Below are 17,027 nucleotides of genomic sequence, written 5' to 3'. Positions count from 1 at the left end.
AATAACCTATTCTCTATTGTAAATTTATCATTCTCATACACGGTATGGCGGTTAACTCTTTACCATCCCTGTCACAATCTATATTCGAAGGGGCGAGGGCTCAATTCCTTTCAACCAGTGATCAAAATGCATATATTCCTACGCTGAAAATCAGGGAAACGGAGCCTAAGCGAAGTGATGATTTTTAGTCCGCGATAGCCGTAGGGCCGTTATTTTGTCGGAGTCTGAGCGTTAGCGAAGGTGGAGACAAAATAAAAGGCCATCCGACACGGCGTCAAGTCATTTGGAGCCTATGTTCCGACCCCTTGTTGGGTCGGGACGAGGTGACGAGGACGAATCGGGGCCGCCGGAGGCATAAGTGGTCGCGTTAAGTTTTTGCTGCTTGCTTGGGCTGGGATGCCCAAAACAAGCTTTCGCAAAAATAGCGACTCCCCAATCTTATTTTCATAATGTCAGTAGCATCAAAAATAACCGTTTCCAATATCACTTTTATAGCCGTTCAACGTCGGCGTTCAGACCCCAAGGCCATTAAAGAGCTCAAAGATTTAATAAAACCCGCAAGTATTGCACAGCTGAAGTTTCCCAATTATTGAGTAGCTGAAATACACAATGCTGGTGTATCGAGGTTTATTTTAGGTGGTTTTGCCATGTTTATAGCAAACCCCTACTTAATTCCCCTTAGGCAATAGCATTTGAAACGAATGAAAAGACTGTTTTTTTCATATAGTTGTAGCATAGTTTCAATTTTACCATAAATAATTATTGGGAAACTTCAGTTGCACAGATTTTTAGCTTCACAGGCGTATTAGTGAAATTGGCACATAGCAGGCTATGAAAAATTTTTCTAGTGCGTCTGTGAAGTCAAAAGACAAATCAGACTCGGGTGTTATTGAATTCTCCTAAGTTTGGCAAACTGTTGCAAAGTGTGCTGAGGAACGAAGCGTACAATCGAAAATATACGCTTCCTATCGTCAGCACATCCTACAGTCTGTCCTTAACTTAGGCAACTCGCGTTACCTTAACAGCTCTGGTTCACAAGCTCTTTTGATCATTTTGATGGATGATAAGAAAGCTCTCAATGAATATCATCCATCTATACCTAGAAACCGAAGTTGATCGCTATATAACACTGTAAACAGCTGAATATTAAAAATAATGATTGTAAAAACTTGCCCCCTGTTGAGTGAGTGTCCTACGCTTCACGGTTTAGTGAATAAATCTGTGCTCAACTGCGTTTTCCAGGATAAATGTGTTTCTTAAATGCAACATGGGCATTAGGGACACCATACCTTGAAGGAATGGTGTCCCTATCTATTCATCTTCAACCTCGCGTATCAACTCCATCATTTCATTTACCGACATCTTACCACTAACCTCGCCGCCCTCTAATAAACTACTGGCTAAATCACGTTTATGCGCGTGTAAATCGACAATTTTATCTTCAATTGTATCTTTTGCCACTAAACGATAAATAGTCACCGGGCGTTTCTGTCCCATTCGGTGTGCTCTATCGGAAGCTTGATCTTCTACTGCCGGATTCCACCAGGGATCCATATGGATAACATAATCAGCGGCGGTTAGATTTAATCCCGAGCCACCGGCTTTCAGGCTAATTAAAAACACATCTCCTTCACCTGCCTGGAAGGCATTGACTGCTTTTTTACGCTTGGCAACTGGTGTGCTGCCATCAAGGTATTGATAGTGGATGTCTTTTTTATCTAATAACTCTTTAAGAATCGTTAAATGACCAACGAACTGACTAAATACCAGAGCTTTATGCCGATTTGAAATAAGCTCATCGACTAACTCTCCAAAGGCCTGTAATTTAGCACTGCTTATTTGACTGTTTTGCATCACTAACTTAGGGTGACAACAGGCACGGCGCAGTTTCATGATTTCGGCTAACACCTTAAGATGCTGCTGTCCTGCTTGCTGCCCCTCGGCTTGTGCTGCCTTCATAGCTTGTACTGCATTTCGGCGCATAGCTTCGTAAAAAGCACGTTCTTCCTGACTTAGTTCAACATGGATAGTAATTTCTGTTTTAGCCGGTAATTCTTTTAGCACATCATTTTTAAGCCGGCGTAAGATAAACGGCCTGAGTAATTTCTTTAAACGCTGCTGAGCACTATGATCTTTATTATTTTCTATCGCTTGCGCATAACGCTCATTGAACTTTTTCAAGGAACCTAATAATCCAGGGTTAATAAAATGAAATAAATTCCATAGTTCACCTAGATGGTTTTCAATTGGTGTGCCGGTGGTGATTAATTTAAAATCACCTTGCAGTGCCATTGCAGCTTGTGAGCGCTTGGTTAAACCATTTTTTATGGCCTGTGCTTCGTCCGCAACAATAGTACTCCACTGTTTGTCTATCAGTAATTCTGCTTCTGTCTGTAGCAATCCATAACTACACACGACGATATCAAACTCTGCGGCTTCCTCAATAGTTTTCTGTCGATCACCTGTCCCAAACTGATGCACATTGAGTGTCGGTGCAAAATGCCGGGCTTCATCTAACCAGTTCATACACACCGAAGTCGGTGCTACTATCAATGTAGGTCCTAGCGTCGCACGAGATAATATTAAACTGAGTGCCTGTATGGTTTTCCCTAGCCCCATATCATCCGCTAAGCAAGCACCTGCGCCCCAGTGCGCTAGACGTGCCATCCATTGATAGCCTTCCACCTGGTAATCACGCAGCTCACCTTGTAAAGTAGACGGAATTTCGGGCTCTAAATCTACCATAGATGCCAGTTTTTTAAGCTGATCTTTCCATTGCTTACCTGCCTTAACATCCATGCCTTCCAGCACTTCATTTAAGGCCGGTGCTGCTAAGCCATGGAAGTGCAATTTATTACCTTTTTGCTCACCCAAACCCGCAATATCATCCAGGCGTTGTCGCAATTCGCCGGTGAGTGCAACAAATTGCCCATCTTCCAGCTTTAAAAACCGCCCTGATGTCGTCCGCAATAAATTGATTAAGCGTTGCATATCATAGATTTGTTCATCATCTATTTGTACTTCACCTGACACGCTAAACCAGTCTTTTTCTTTACGCACTGAGAAATGCGTCTGCTTTAACCCTGCTTCACGGCTTACTTTAATTTTCTGCCCCTTAGGCCATTCCATCACGACCAGGTCACCCACTTCCTGTATTTTCAATAATGCTTCCAGAGCCATTTCGGGGTCATCTAAAGTCCATTTCTGGTCTGTTGTTTGATACAGTTCAGGGCATTGTTCTAGTAATTGTTGTAAATGCTGATTTTCAACAGCAAAATCACGAGTGGTTTGCACTTGTTTACCATCAATTTCTGCTACAACTGTCGTACCACCTGTTGCAGGTTTAAAAATAGGGCCTGCATCTGTGAAGGGCTGAATAAATACTTCACACTGCAAGCCTTCACCTACCGGTTGCAGATGTAAATGCAGACGGGCATCGGCCTCAACACTTTCAATGTTCTGAACCTGACTACCGATACCAATATCAGACTGCACTGTTAAAGTAGAGGCAATTGCGGCAATTGAGTCGATCACTTGTTGCTTGGCTTTCTGTGGAACAGTTAAGCCTTTCCTGCCTAATATTTCAGCAACCTGGCGGTGCTGCGTGCTGACTTGATAGATCTGTATTTCGTTATCCGCCTTTCTCTCAATAACTAAGGATTCATCACCAATCACAGGATATAAGGAAATCAATAGGCTTTTTGCTTTGCTGGTAACGAGCAATTGGAGTTCTGCTTTACCAATGGTTATAGGAGTATCATATTTATATGCCGCCGCCCAATAAACATATGGATGCCCTATCGCCGCAACAAGCGCATTCCCGCCTAAAGAATAATACTCTGTATGCCGATACCCGTAATAATTTGATTCATGTTCTACTTCAATCTGATTACAAATAAGATTGTCTTGATCGGTTAAATAGTCAAAGTTCTCGCGCTCATAGGCCAGTCTTTTTAGAGCAACAGGACGACCTTTAGTCCAGCGACCTGATTTAGCTATTTTTTGTTCGCGCGGCTCTAATATCGCGTGGTTACCATGCAGTGTTAATAGCCAGGCCATTCGTGATTCGGCATTCATGGTGCCCGCATCATCAGTATTTATCGCATTTACCTGAGTTAGAGCCTGTAATGCTCTTTCCCATTTTTCTACACGCGGCACTAAATCAACTATATGAACACAACTCGCATTTTTATACTTAATAGCAAGGCGTTTAATTTTAGAGTCTTTTATTGCCAGTTTTTGTAGCAGCGTTGCACTCACAGCCGCATACAATAATGCCCCCACCCGATCTGCCTGGATACTAAATGTTGTTAACTTTTCTAAAAACCTGGCATCATTTGCATTGCTTAGGGAAAGTGAGTCACACCAATACAATATTAGGCTATAAAATAAGATTTCGTAAGGATCATGTACTTGCAGTAACAATAAAGAATTATCTGCCATATTTCTTTGCAGACCCTGAATCACATTAACTCCATGCTGCAATTGTATTTGAATGCCCTTAAAATAATCTTCTTCTTTGGATTTAACAATAATGGCTAATTGCTTCTTTAAGTAACTTAAATTTTCAGGCTCTCTGGTTTTAAGTAAGGCTAAATTAAAAAAGAAACCATGTATGCCTGGCAAAAATATATTGCGTTTGCGCGTCTGTTTTTTAATTTGTTGCACTGCGGCGGCATAGAGTTCCAGAGCAGCATCATTACGATTTTCTAAAAAGCATAAGCTGCCTCTTAGCATTAAACCGCGCACTGAATAATCCTGTTTAATCAACTTTTCTATACCCTGGCATTGACCAAGGGCAATTTTGTAGTTTGCTAAAGTAAGAAGAGCTGCATTAGAACGAGTATCACTAGAATTAATACTGCTCTCTAATTCCTGTAAAGGAAAACTAATATCCTGCAGACTTAAAAAACCGTATTCAGCATAATTAGATAAAACAAATGCTTTAATATTGTCATTTAGTGATTCAAACCAGCTTTGATCAAAAGGTGAGAAAAATAGTAATTCCAGTGCAGACATTGCTTCTTTAGGAAACTCATATTCTATTTCCTGGAAACATCCTTCAAACTGCTTATCTTCACCAAGATAAAGAAAAAATCGCAGTCTCCTGACTTTATCGACTAATTGATATTGTTTAGCTACATAATCCCTACTGGCTAAACTAAACTTAGCTAGCTTGGCAAATAAATCAGAGTATTGTTGCACTCCGATCCGCATTAACACCTCACTAATTCCCCCGGTAGTACAGCGCCAGCCAAATTGAGTATCTTCAATAAAGCATTGCTTAACGAGCTTTTCTCTTAGAGGTTTTGCAATTTGTTGATAAACTTTAGGTTTTACACAATTTAATGCACGTAGAATCTCTTGCAGTCTGGTCTGGCGGGTGGGGTAAAAAAGAATAGCAAGTGATATAAGAATCTGTTGCTCACCTTCAGAAAGTTGGTGAAATTTTTTTAATAAAGTATCAGTTTTGGACATCTGTATTTTAACTATTACTAGTGCTGCACTAGATTCCTGCTAGGATGCTTGCTTCTTTACCGTATGTTGTACGGCAAGTCGATGAGAAAAATGAATTCACAGGGATATTATCCTTAATCGCATACCTGCTATTTAAACCAGACTTGCCCTAATCTGCTGTACGGTTGCTTCGGTTAAATGCTGCTGGTCTTGATCCAGCACGTCGCCTTGTAGCACAGCCGATAATTGACCTATTGTTTCAATCATTTCATCAAATACCTGCGCGGCATCTTCGACTTCTCTGGGCTGCATAAAAAAAGTGACGCCGGGACACAGATAGCTTTCCCAGTTGTCGTCTGGAAAAATACCCGGTTCAGCCATACTGGCAACCGCATAATCAACCTGATTTAAATCATCCAGCTTTTCAAAGACCTTAACACTACCATAGATTAAGCCTACATTTTCAAATGCTTCTACCAACTGAATCACGCTAAAGCCTGCTGCTGTTTTTGCCACAATGCTTAATTGTAATAACTGCGGCAAATCACTTGCTGACGTTTGCTCTTCGGTAACATTAAAAGTTTGCGTATTTGCATCAGCCCCACTTTGCAGTGCTTCCTGCATATATTCCGTATTTAAGCGCGTTTCCACCGGTGACGGATTATCTCCTGTACTGATCGAAACGATATCAAAATCGTCATCCTCGGTATTCACAACCAGGCTTGGATCTATATTTTCAAGTGGGTCGTGATCGTCATAGAAATTGATTTTCTTGCGCTTTGAGCCATTACTCATCATTGCCCATACAATCATGCCTAAAATAACCACGGCCCCCACCGCAATAATGACTATTCTTAGTAAATCTTTATCCATTTTAATTCTCTGCCATTGCTACTGCTTCTTGAATATCCACCGCTACCATACGTGAAACACCGGGTTCCTTCATGGTAACACCTGCTAGTTGCTGCGCAATTTCCATGGTCACTTTATTATGTGAAATATATAAAAATTGAACGCTCGCAGACATTTCCTCAACCATTGCCGAAAAACGCCTTACATTCGCCTCATCTAAGGGCGCATCAACCTCATCCAACAGACAAAAAGGTGCCGGATTAAGATCAAAAATAGAAAATACCAATGCGACTGCGGTTAATGCCTTTTCTCCACCCGATAACAAATGGATGGAACTATTACGCTTACCAGGGGGCTGGGCAATAATATTTACCCCGCTTTCCAGCAGGTCATCATCGGTTAATGATAAATAGGCCTTGCCACCGCCAAATAGTTTAGGAAACTTTTCCTGCAAGCCGCTATTTATTTTATCAAAGGTTTGCTTAAATCTCTGCCGACTTTCTTCATCAATTTTTGCAATCGCTTGCTCTAAGGTTTCTAGTGCTTCCAGCAAATCAGCATTCTGTTCATTAAGAAAATTCATGCGCTCGGATTGCGCCTTGTATTCCTCTATCGCCGTTAAATTGATTGTGCCCAGGCGCTCTATCTGCCGTGCTAGGTCATCGACTTTAATTTTCCACGCTGATTCATCCGCATGCGCCGCGATAGTCTGGATGATTTTCTCCGCATCAGCCTCCAGCTCATCAAGTTGCTCGGTCACAGTTTGTTGCCGTACCTGACTTTCCTGCTGCTCAAAGCGGATGCTATCGAGCAATTCCTTTTTCTTTTCTAAATGTTGCTGCACAGCGGCATACTGCTCTGCAGATTCGGTAATTTCAGCCTCTAACGCTTGCTGCTGATCCCGAACTTGCTTTAAATCCTGTTCAAATTTATCTTTATTCTGCTGCAGAGTTTCCAGTTGATAACGCTCATCATCCATCGGTTCCAGAGTTGAATGTAATTTCTTATCCAGCTCAGCGATACGCTCACGGGCATGCTGATATTGTTGATGCAAGCGCTCAATCTGCTTGGTTGTTAGCGCGTCAGATGATTTCAAACTAGCTATATTAACCTGTAAGGCATGTACTTGCTGACGGCTTTCATTGACCAGCTTATCGCTTTGCTCACTTTGTGTCTGCAGGCTGTCACTATTTTGCTCTAACTCCAGCCTGGTTTCTTCCAGCGCCAGCATGGCTTCTTCGGCCTGCTCTTTAATCATCACCGCTTCTTCGCGCGCTTCGGTATTATCGAGTAACTCCCGATTAATATCCGCCATTTCATTCATTACTTGAGCCAGGCGTTGCTGCTGCTGTTCTACTCGTGCAGAATGCGCGCTGAAATCGGCATTTTTTTGTGCCAGCTCGATACTTACCTGTTTATATTTTTGCTGACTATCTTCACGTTGCCTTTCGGACTGTTTTAAAAATTCTTCCGCAGTTTCCAGCTGTTCTTCTGTCACAACCACGCGTGCCTGCAGCTCAATCTGCTCTTCTTTCAATAAACGTAATTCTTTCTCCCTCTGCAAAACACCTGACTTTGCATCATGGTCATGAGTCACCCTGACCCAGCCATACCCCATCCAGGTACCCTGGGTCGTTATTACTGATTCATAGGGTTTTAACTTGCTCATTATCTCCCTGGCCTGCTCGGAGCTTTCGGCACAATAAATACCAGTTAATAGGCCATGCAAATTCCACGGTGTTTTAATCTTGTCGATAAGTCGCACTAAACCGTTAACAGGTTCAGCCGTTAGAGAGTGCTGGGTTTCAAACAAGGTGATTGACTCATCGCTTAATGAGGAAAGTTCTGCAATCACACTATCGGCATTATCAATACATACCGCCTCCAGGTATGTGCCTAATACCGTTTCTACAGCACCATCCCAGCCTGCTTCTACATCAATAAACTCGGCCAGGCGCTGGTTTTCAGTTAATGTCATCCGATCCAGCCAGTGCGTTAGCTTCTGATTATCCTTACCCATCGCATGTTGCTGCAGCATTTCCAGCGAGGTAACTTTACCTTTTATGGTTTGCAGTTCCGAACGATCGCTGTGCAGCACCTCGTGATATTGTTTTATTTGCTTTCTTAATTCGGTAATGGATAAATGTACCGTATCCAGCTCAATCTGTGTCTGGTCACGTTGTTCTTCAATCAACTGAATCGACTGATCCAAAGTTTCAATCTCTTCTTGCACGCCTTTTTCATTCAATTCATCATGCTCGCCCTGCAAGCGCTGTAGGCGACTCTGCATTTGAAAGGTCTGATTTTCCAGTTGTGCAATCAACATGCGTTTTACTTCTGCCTGCTCGCGATAATTCGCATATTGATTTTTATAGGCTTCCCATTCCTGCTGCCAGGCTAAACGCTGCTCCTGTGCGACACTCTGAATTTCCAGCAACTCATCTTCTCTTTCCTGCGCAACCAGCAAGGACTCTTCGGCTTCCAACAAGGACTCTTTGATCTCATCTAATTGCCGCAGGTCTTCATCTAAGGTCACATTTAAATGCTCGGCCTGCTCACGCAAACGCGCCAGCTCTAATTCGGCCTCTTCATGCGATTGTTCATTATGCTTGATAATCTGATCCAGCCGACTCACTTCGGCAACCACATGATAGTATTCGCCTTGCTGCTTATCCACCGCTTGTTGCTGGGTTTTATACGCAAGCCTTTTTTGCTCTAGCGTCTGTTCTAACTCTTTACGCTCCATAAACAACTGGTTATGCGCCTCTGCGGCATCCTGCAGCTTAACTTCCAGCTGTTCTGCCATTTGCTGATGTGCGCGCCAGCGCATGGCTAGCAATTCCAGCTTTAGCTGACGCTCCTGGATTTTTAGCGTAGTATATTTTTCAGCTTTTTCAGCTTGTTTATGTAAATGATTGAGCTGCTTTTCCACTTCATCTCGCACATCATCCAGACGCTCCAGGTTCTCACGCGTATGGCGCATGCGCATTTCGGTTTCATTGCGTCGCTCTTTATACTTGGTAACCCCTGCTGCTTCTTCGATATGAATCCGTAATTCATCCGGCTTAGCTTCTACCACACGGGAAATGGTACCCTGCTCAATAATCGCATAACTACGTGCGCCCAGACCTGTACCTAAAAACAAATCGGTAATATCTTTGCGCCGGCATTTTGTGCCATTAAACATATAGATCGACTGTCCATCCCGACTAACCTGACGCTTAATGGCAATAGTATTATATTTAGCAAACTCACCACCTGCACGGCCTTCAGAATTATCAAAAATCAGCTCTACCGAAGCGGTACTCACAGGCTTACGACCGGAAGAGCCATTAAAAATCACATCCGCCATACTGCCACCGCGCAAGTGTTTTGCTGAACTTTCGCCCATAACCCAACGCACGGCATCGATGATATTTGATTTTCCGCAACCATTTGGCCCAACGATACTAATTAAATTCCCTGTAATCGGAATCGTGGTCGCATCGACAAATGATTTAAAACCTGAAAGTTTAATTTTTTCCAGCTTCATTACTGGTAAAATACCATGTTTTTAAAAATAATCAGCCATTATACTTTATGCAACGTAATGTATCAGGCTAAATCATACTTAACGGCACAATTCACTATGGCAACAAAACCCAGTAAAGATTTACAGGCATTCGAGAACCCTCAGCCCGGTCGGGACTTCACTATTCGCATAGATACGCCCGAGTTCACCTGCCTTTGCCCCTTAACAGGCCAGCCTGATTTTGCCGAAATCACCATTGAATATGTGCCTGATAAATTATGTATAGAATTAAAAGCCCTAAAGCTGTATCTCTGGACATTTCGTGATCGCGGCGCTTTTCATGAAGCGGTAACAAATGAAATTCTGGACGATATAGTAAAAATATTACAGCCTAATTTTATGCGCGTGCGCGCCGACTTTAATGTACGCGGGGGGGTCTATACTTCTATTATTGTCGAGCATCGTAATCCTGAGTGGCAAGCACCCGAACTAGTGCAACTACCTTAGTCACCTTGATACTTCAAAACCAAACGTAGTAGGGCGTGGCTTCAGCCCGCCTATAATTAAGCTCTGACAGTGGCGGGCTGAAGCCGCGCCCTATAGACAGGTTATTGCATACAATGCATGGCTTGCTCGAATGCATTATACCCAGCTATAAACTAAACATTTTATTCAATCATCATGACCTTTAAAGAAAGTCTGACCACCCTGCCCCAGTATATTTTGCCGCACCACCCCTTATCCAGATTAATGCGCAAACTGACCTTTAGCGAAAACAAAACCTGGAAAAACCTGTTTATCCAGCAGATTGTTCGCCATTATGGCGTCAATATGGATGAGGCCATTAATGCTGATATCCATAGTTATGCCAGCTTTAACCAGTTTTTCACCCGTGAGTTAAAAGCAGGGGCTCGTACTATTGCCAACAATACTGGCGATATTGCCTGTCCCGCCGATGGTACGGTCAGTCAGGCGGGGGACATTACTGACGGTAATATTATTCAGGCTAAAGGCAAGAGCTATACCGCAATTGATTTATTAGGAGGGGATGGGGCGCGCGCTGCACCCTTTAAAAATGGTAAATTTGCTACCATTTACTTATCCCCCAAAGACTATCACCGCCTGCATATGCCATTAGATGGCACTCTAAGGGAGATGATTCATGTGCCTGGCCGCTTATTCAGTGTCAATGCCGCAACTGCCCATTCAGTACCGCGCTTATTTGCCAGAAATGAGCGCGTTGTTGCTATATTTGATACCGAAATTGGTCCGATGGCATTAGTACTAGTCGGTGCCATTTTCGTTGCCAGCATTGAAACCGTGTGGCATGGCGAAGTAACTCCACCCTCGGCCACACAAGTTCAGACCTGGCAATATAGTGACAACGCACCGCAATTAAAACGTGGCGAAGAAATGGGGCGCTTTAATATGGGCTCAACCATTATTGTTCTATACGGCAAAGGTGTAATGAACTGGGCAGATACATTTGTGGCGGGAAAAACCGTGCGGCTGGGCGATAAAATTGGCCAAACCAGGGCTTAATTCAGCTCAAGTAGAGAACAATAACATTACAGGAGAATACAAAGATCTGGGCAAAACTTTGGGCAAAATAATCTTTAATTGCCAAAATTTGAACTAACTCGCAGTTTTCACCTTCAAGTTCTTATAGACTATAACTCGATGTTCAAATTTTTGATATCAGGCGCGCCATGCTACCTCACGAAATTCCGGGACTCCTGTCGCCGTAATTCGTTCACCTACGCAGCGAATAGGAGATGCTCCAGCCGCCCTGCGTCCGCCACAGACTGAGCACAAAGCAGCTCAGTCATGGCTACCACAAATGGCTCTACGGCTATTCGGGATAAAATTTTAGCCTCCCTCGCGCGCTATCGCGCACTTCGGATTGGCAAATTTCCCTGCGCCTTCTGGAGACTATCAGCCCGTCCGTGGCTGACAGCGTGAGAAGGTAAAATCAGGTATTCTGAGGTTGTTGTAATTTTATCGGCGTAATCCCATGTTAATGAATGCCCCAGCCACCTTTATCCAAAGCTATATTGACGATTTAAATGATGCGCTCAATCAGCTAAAACCCGGAGCCGCTTTGACACGGATTCAAGCCGCTTGGTTGGGCACTTGTTTAACGTGCATACTGCTAATGAACTCTGTTTGCTGGGCTAAGTTTGAGCGAGCAAGCCTTGGAGATTGCAAAGTAGCCGCATTATCCTAGGTGTTTCGTAAAGCAAGTATACCCTGGGACTGGTTGCTACGGGTGAGTGTGGTCTTAATTTTAAAACGTTATGGCATTACTGAAGGTGTGTTGGCCTTTGATGAATCAGACCGAGCACGATCTAAGTCTACAAAACGTATTTATAAGGTTTACAAGCAGAAACACAAAGGCTCCGGCGGGTATGTTAATGGACAAACGATAGTATTATTGCTGCTAGTTACCTCATCCATTACAGTGCCTGTCGGTTTTTTCTTTTATATGCCGGATCCAGCCTTAAAGCAGTGGGATAAAGAAGATAAACGGTTGAAAAAGAGCGGTATAGCAAAAAAAGATCGGCCTATTAAGCCTGAACGTGACAGTGCCTACCCGACCAAAACAGAGATTGCATTAGGCTTATTAAAAGAGTTTAAAGTTGCGCATAGCCTGATTAAAATTAAAGGCGTACTGGCTGATGCGCTTTATGGTGAAAAAGCCTTTATGGACGAAGCTGCTAAAGAATCTGGAGGCTCGCAGGTGATTAGCCAATTACGTAAAAACCAAAATATTGAATATAGAGGTAGAATAAGGTCAGTCGAGAGCTACTTTAATTCGATTAACAAAGGCATTGATCAGATAATACGTGTACGTGGCGGCAAAGAGATTAAAGTGACTGTCAGCAGTGCACGATTGAAGGTGAGTTCTCACAGTAAAAAACGCTTTGTCATTGCCTTAAAATATGACGGTGAAAACGACTATCGCTATTTAGTGGCGACAGACCTGACTTGGCGCACACAAGATATTATTCAAGCCTATACGTTGAGATGGCTGATTGAGGTTTTCTTTGAGGACTGGAAGCTTTAATGAAGGATGGGGGGCGTGAGGCCAAACAATTAGATGAAGAGGGATCAAGCCGTGGCCTGATTCTGAGTCTTTTGTTTGACCATTGCCTTCTCCTTCACCCAGAGCAAATAGCCCGCATTGAAAGCAAACTACCTGCGTATACCGTAGGAAGCTTACAGCGCAAGTCTCAAATGGATGTACTGCTTGAGTTCATCACGTCATTGCTAGAGTTTCCAGATCCTGGTGATAAGCTGAAAGAGTTAGGTGAATTAATAAAGTCGGGGAGTCGCTATTTTTGCGAAAGCTTGTTTTGGGCATCCCAGCCCAAGCAAGCAGCAAAAACTTAACGCGACCACTTATGCCTCCGGCGGCCCCGATTCGTCCTCGTCACCTCGTCCCGACCCAACAAGGGGTCGGAACATAGGCTCCAAATGACTTGACGCCGTGTCGGATGGCCTTTTATTTTGTCTCCACCTTCGCTAACGCTCAGACTCCGACAAAACAACGGCCCTACGGCTATCGCGGACTAAAAATCTTCACTTCGCTTAGGCTACGTTTCCCTGATTTTCAGCGGATGTGTTTCAACTGATGCCATCAGGAAAACATATGATTGGCAGAGATTTAGGGCGCTTAGAGCCAACACCATCATTAAAGTATTGTTCTGCTGGGTGAAGGTAAGAGTTTGATGGCAATGGGATGGAAAAACTTGAACATCGAGTATAAGCATCTTTAGGAGGTATGAAAATGAGTAGATTACATAGAAAATTGAAAACTGAGATTGCCTTATTGCTAGTAAATCTCAAAAGTGACCCAGCGCTAACTGATAAAGTAGCTCGGTTGCAAGCAGAGCTAGCGAGACTGGAGATGGGACGCGCAAATACAGCTTCCGATTACCCGAAGATACCCCAACTCTCCAAGTAAGCCAAACTCAAGAAAACCACCTTAATCGGTGGTTTTTTTATAAATACTGAGGTACCTGGAAAACAGAAGTAAAGTCATAAGTGCTACATTTGCTTGACTTCTGATTGGCCATACTTACAATGTGAATATGATAAAGTTCGAACGGGATTATGCTAAAGCCGCTATCAATAAAAAGCAACATGGCATTTTCCAAATGCAGTCGCGTAAAAACCCATATACATCCAAGCTTAAAAGAACCTATTACAATGCGCTTAAGTGAAGATGTTATAGAAATTATGGCAGAAGAATCCTGCGCTCCCTATTAGGCCTTATAAATTTATATTTACGTGGCTGTCTAACCCTATGCCGTAAAGTCGATATTTTATGGCATTAATATCACTAGCTAATTTTTAGCCTCCCTTGCGCCTTAGGGAAATGGAAACACGCATCATCCAAAATCTGCTGGTCTTTTTATCCGTATTCTGCGTTGTAATAACTTTACGTAGCTTGTTACTACACCTTGAATACGAATAAAAGTCCTGCCCAATATCGGACAATTATCTATTTCCAGCTCCCTTAGTCTTTTAGCAAGAAGATCAGTAAGCTATAAAAAAAGCGCCTCAGCCGTTACTATTCATCTTATCTTCAAATTACAATCCTTATAATCAGCAACGCGCTACAATACATGAATATCAAATACTTATTGAGCTGTATTGTATTAATTCTTATTCAAGCCTGCGCCGTACCGATTAAAGAGATACCTACTCCAGTCAATGTCCCTGAAGAGTTTTCTCAGTCAGGGTTATCTCCTCTGCAAGAAAACTGGTGGCTGGCGTTTAACGACCCGCAACTGAATCAACTTATCAAGCAAGCGTTAAATAATAACTTTAGCTTATTATCCACCTTTAACCGTCTGCAGCAGTCAGAAGCCATCGCCATAAAAGCCAGCGCAGATCTTATTCCCAGCATAGGTGCAGCGTTTGGTGGTGCGCAGACCTACTCCAATCTCAGCGATAGTAGCCATTTTGCTTTAGGTCTAAATGCCAGCTATGAAGTAGATTTATGGGGTCGCTTACGTGCGCAAAAACATGCTGGTGAGCTGGATGTACGTGTTGCTGAAGAAAACCTGAATACCGCAGCAATCACTCTTTCATCTGAAGTCGCTCTTGCCTGGTATCGGTTAATCGCGCAGCGTAGCCAATTACACCTGCTTAAGCAGCAGATCAAAACCAATCAGGATAATGTAGAAATCACTCGTTACCGATTTGCCGGTGCACAAGCGACTGCTGCCGACTTATTCCAGCAACAACAAACGCTAGAAGCGACTAAAGGCGATCAGAATAATGTACTGGCAACAATAAAAGTATTGCAACATCAATTAGCCATACTAACCGGCAATACTCCCGGAATGATTGTACTCGCGAATAATCAGCAATTACCCGAGCTCCCACCTCATCCAAAAACCGGACTAGGGAGTGAGCTTATTCAGCGCCGGCCGGATTTACGCCTGGCTTATTTCCGCGTACAAGCGGCTGATCAGCGCACTGCTTCGGCTATAGCCGACCGTTTTCCTAAGTTAAGCCTGTCTGCCAGTATCGACACTACTGCGCCGAATTTACAGTCCTTATTTAATAACTGGATTGCAACACTGGCAGGAAACCTGATCTTGCCCATTGTTGATGGTGTTCGCCGCGTTGCAGAAGTCGAAAGAAACAGAGCAGTTGCCGCTGAATCGCTTAATATATATGCAGCCACCATTCAGCAGGCAACCAAAGAAGTTGAAGATGCGCTGGCTCAGGAGTATCAACAGCACAAGCTGATTAATAGCCTGAATAGACAGTACAGTTTCTCGCAAAAGGCGAACGATCAGATTCGCTTACGCTATATGTATGGTGCAATCGATTTCTTACGCGTATTAACCACGCAGATTAATCAACAAACACTTGAGCGTAGCCGTATCTCTGCCCATCGCCAACTGATAGAATACCGCATCCAGCTATACCGCTCTTTAGCCGGAAGCTGGCCATTACCCGATTATCAGGACACTGCAGCAAGAAACAAGGAACCTTATGATGGCTAAACGCCTGTTAAGCTGGCTACCGGCAATTTTAATTTTAGGCCTGTCATTAAGTTTGTCATATTATTGGCTGAGTAATAAACCCAGAGCAACCCGTGGCACAATCCAAGCCGTCGCACCACTGGTTAATACCATTCAGGTTAATAAAATTGATTACCCCACCACTGTTACCGCAATGGGCACGGTGATTCCTGCACAACAAGTCAATTTAACCTCGCGCATTAATGGCTTGATAATATCGGTAAGCCCGAGCTTTGTACCTGGTGGTTTTTTAGCCAAAGGGGAGCAAATCGTGCAATTAGATCCTACCGACTATCAGCTCGCTATTAAACAAAAAGAAAATGAGCTGGCCAAAGCTAAATTTGACTTAACCCTGGAACTTGGACGACAGGCTATTGCTAAACGTGAATTTAAATTATTAAACGCAAACCTGGATAAGCAGAGTCAGGATCTGGTATTGCGTAAGCCGCACCTGGCGCTGGCTAAAACAGCAATTACTGCAGCAGAAGCAGCCCTGACTCAGGCGCGCCTGGATTTAAAGCGCACCAGAACCAGCAGCCCGTTCAATGCCATCGTACTAGAAACCAATGCCCATATTGGTTCCTGGGTATCGGTTTTTTCTACCGGCACACCACTGATTAAACTGACTGGAACTGATAGCTTCTGGATCTTGGCGACATTGCGCGTAGACAAGCTGAATAAAATTGATATTCCCAATATTAATAGCGACACCGGAGCAGAAGTCAAAATCTACTTCCCTAGCGCCTGGGGGAAACAGATGTATCGAACTGGCATAGTCAAGCGTCTAAAAGTTGAGCTTGAAGCCTCGGGGCGCATGGCTGAATTAATTATCGAAATTCAGGATCCTCTGTCTCGCCGCAAGGAAAACAAAGAACTACCCACGCTAATTTTAGGCGCTTTTGTACATCTGGAAATAATCGGGCACACACTCAAAAATGTCTTGCCCATTCCGGAAACTGTTATACACAGTGCTCAGACTATCTGGGTAGTCACAGAGCAAAATACACTGGATATCAAAACAGTCACCCCAGTCTGGCAAGAAAATGGTCTGATTTTTATAGCTGCCTATCAGCTTGCTGAAAATAGCAGAATAATTTCCAGTAATCTCAGCACACCGGTACAGGGTATGGCTGTGCGTGTAGTTGCAGAAAGCAAGGAGTAGG

Annotated in this window: 14 protein-coding genes; 10 read left to right on the top strand and 4 right to left on the bottom strand. The window is 43.4% G+C overall.

Annotated elements, in window-relative coordinates:
* Positions 1-290: 290 nt before the first annotated feature.
* The 4 genes from K6984_RS32435 to smc form a co-directional block, all read right to left on the bottom strand.
* On the bottom strand, positions 291-419 hold the full coding sequence (locus K6984_RS32435; RefSeq protein ID WP_263458596.1) for a hypothetical protein: 129 nt from the start codon (positions 417-419) through the stop codon (positions 291-293).
* An 892-nt stretch (positions 420-1,311) separates the two neighbouring features.
* Entirely contained in the window at positions 1,312-5,478 is a 4,167-nt protein-coding gene (locus K6984_RS03615) for a DEAD/DEAH box helicase (RefSeq protein ID WP_221894263.1), read from the bottom strand.
* Positions 5,479-5,610: 132 nt separating this feature from the next.
* On the bottom strand, positions 5,611-6,330 hold the full coding sequence (locus tag K6984_RS03610; protein WP_221894262.1) for a cell division protein ZipA C-terminal FtsZ-binding domain-containing protein: 720 nt from the start codon (positions 6,328-6,330) through the stop codon (positions 5,611-5,613).
* Between the two features lies 1 nt (position 6,331).
* Positions 6,332-9,841, bottom strand: a complete 3,510-nt coding sequence (smc, locus tag K6984_RS03605) for a chromosome segregation protein SMC (RefSeq protein WP_221894261.1) — start codon at positions 9,839-9,841, stop codon at positions 6,332-6,334.
* Between the two features lie 96 nt (positions 9,842-9,937).
* On the opposite strand from smc, the gene queF reads away from it, so the two are divergent.
* The 10 genes from queF to K6984_RS03565 all read left to right on the top strand — a co-directional run bounded on the left by queF (position 9,938) and on the right by K6984_RS03565 (position 17,026).
* Complete coding sequence (gene queF, locus K6984_RS03600) at positions 9,938-10,327, top strand: preQ(1) synthase (RefSeq protein WP_221894260.1); 390 nt, start codon at positions 9,938-9,940, stop codon at positions 10,325-10,327.
* 174 nt (positions 10,328-10,501) lie between these two features.
* Positions 10,502-11,362 carry an archaetidylserine decarboxylase gene (gene asd / locus K6984_RS03595; protein ID WP_221894259.1) on the top strand — a complete coding sequence of 287 codons (861 nt, stop codon included), beginning with the start codon at positions 10,502-10,504 and terminating at the stop codon, positions 11,360-11,362.
* A 285-nt stretch (positions 11,363-11,647) separates the two neighbouring features.
* The gene (locus K6984_RS32430; protein ID WP_263458644.1) at positions 11,648-11,782 is read left to right on the top strand and encodes a hypothetical protein; all 135 of its coding nucleotides are present in this window, start codon (positions 11,648-11,650) and stop codon (positions 11,780-11,782) included.
* A gap of 52 nt (positions 11,783-11,834) precedes the next feature.
* Positions 11,835-12,047 (top strand): hypothetical protein, encoded by a 213-nt coding sequence (locus K6984_RS03590; RefSeq protein ID WP_221894258.1) that lies wholly within the window; start codon positions 11,835-11,837, stop codon positions 12,045-12,047.
* Positions 12,048-12,887, top strand: coding sequence for a transposase (locus tag K6984_RS03585; RefSeq protein ID WP_221894257.1), 840 nt, complete (start codon positions 12,048-12,050; stop codon positions 12,885-12,887).
* Entirely contained in the window at positions 12,887-13,213 is a 327-nt protein-coding gene (locus K6984_RS03580; RefSeq protein WP_221894256.1) for a hypothetical protein, read from the top strand. The genes K6984_RS03585 and K6984_RS03580 overlap by 1 nt, the downstream gene beginning before the upstream one ends.
* Positions 13,162-13,290 (top strand): hypothetical protein, encoded by a 129-nt coding sequence (locus K6984_RS32425; RefSeq protein ID WP_263458596.1) that lies wholly within the window; start codon positions 13,162-13,164, stop codon positions 13,288-13,290. Before K6984_RS03580 ends, K6984_RS32425 begins: the two co-directional genes overlap by 52 nt.
* A gap of 27 nt (positions 13,291-13,317) precedes the next feature.
* Positions 13,318-13,455 carry a hypothetical protein gene (locus tag K6984_RS03575; RefSeq protein WP_221894255.1) on the top strand — a complete coding sequence of 46 codons (138 nt, stop codon included), beginning with the start codon at positions 13,318-13,320 and terminating at the stop codon, positions 13,453-13,455.
* Positions 13,456-14,451: 996 nt separating this feature from the next.
* Entirely contained in the window at positions 14,452-15,846 is a 1,395-nt protein-coding gene (locus tag K6984_RS03570) for an efflux transporter outer membrane subunit (protein WP_230987879.1), read from the top strand.
* The gene (locus tag K6984_RS03565) at positions 15,839-17,026 is read left to right on the top strand and encodes an efflux RND transporter periplasmic adaptor subunit (protein WP_221894254.1); all 1,188 of its coding nucleotides are present in this window, start codon (positions 15,839-15,841) and stop codon (positions 17,024-17,026) included. The genes K6984_RS03570 and K6984_RS03565 overlap by 8 nt, the downstream gene beginning before the upstream one ends.
* The last annotated feature ends 1 nt before the right edge of the window (position 17,027 follow it).

The organism is Bathymodiolus japonicus methanotrophic gill symbiont, assembly GCF_019721995.1.
In the GTDB taxonomy this organism is placed as follows: Bacteria; Pseudomonadota; Gammaproteobacteria; order Methylococcales; family Methylomonadaceae; genus Methyloprofundus.
The sequence above is the reverse complement of the archived record's forward strand: the minus strand, read 5'-3'. Positions and strand labels throughout refer to the sequence as shown.

Bases quoted from the DNA above. Each gene is read 5' to 3' on its own strand.
- K6984_RS03580 (WP_221894256.1), top strand. From the start codon at position 12,887: ATGAAGGATGGGGGGCGTGAGGCCAAACAATTAGATGAAGAGGGATCA.
- K6984_RS32430 (WP_263458644.1), top strand. From the start codon at position 11,648: ATGGCTACCACAAATGGCTCTACGGCTATTCGGGATAAAATTTTAGCC.
- queF (WP_221894260.1), top strand. From the start codon at position 9,938: ATGGCAACAAAACCCAGTAAAGATTTACAGGCATTCGAGAACCCTCAG.
- K6984_RS03565 (WP_221894254.1), top strand. From the start codon at position 15,839: ATGGCTAAACGCCTGTTAAGCTGGCTACCGGCAATTTTAATTTTAGGC.
- K6984_RS03590 (WP_221894258.1), top strand. From the start codon at position 11,835: ATGTTAATGAATGCCCCAGCCACCTTTATCCAAAGCTATATTGACGAT.
- K6984_RS03610 (WP_221894262.1), bottom strand. From the start codon at position 6,330: ATGGATAAAGATTTACTAAGAATAGTCATTATTGCGGTGGGGGCCGTG.
- asd (WP_221894259.1), top strand. From the start codon at position 10,502: ATGACCTTTAAAGAAAGTCTGACCACCCTGCCCCAGTATATTTTGCCG.
- smc (WP_221894261.1), bottom strand. From the start codon at position 9,841: ATGAAGCTGGAAAAAATTAAACTTTCAGGTTTTAAATCATTTGTCGAT.
- K6984_RS03575 (WP_221894255.1), top strand. From the start codon at position 13,318: ATGGCCTTTTATTTTGTCTCCACCTTCGCTAACGCTCAGACTCCGACA.
- K6984_RS03570 (WP_230987879.1), top strand. From the start codon at position 14,452: ATGAATATCAAATACTTATTGAGCTGTATTGTATTAATTCTTATTCAA.
- K6984_RS03615 (WP_221894263.1), bottom strand. From the start codon at position 5,478: ATGTCCAAAACTGATACTTTATTAAAAAAATTTCACCAACTTTCTGAA.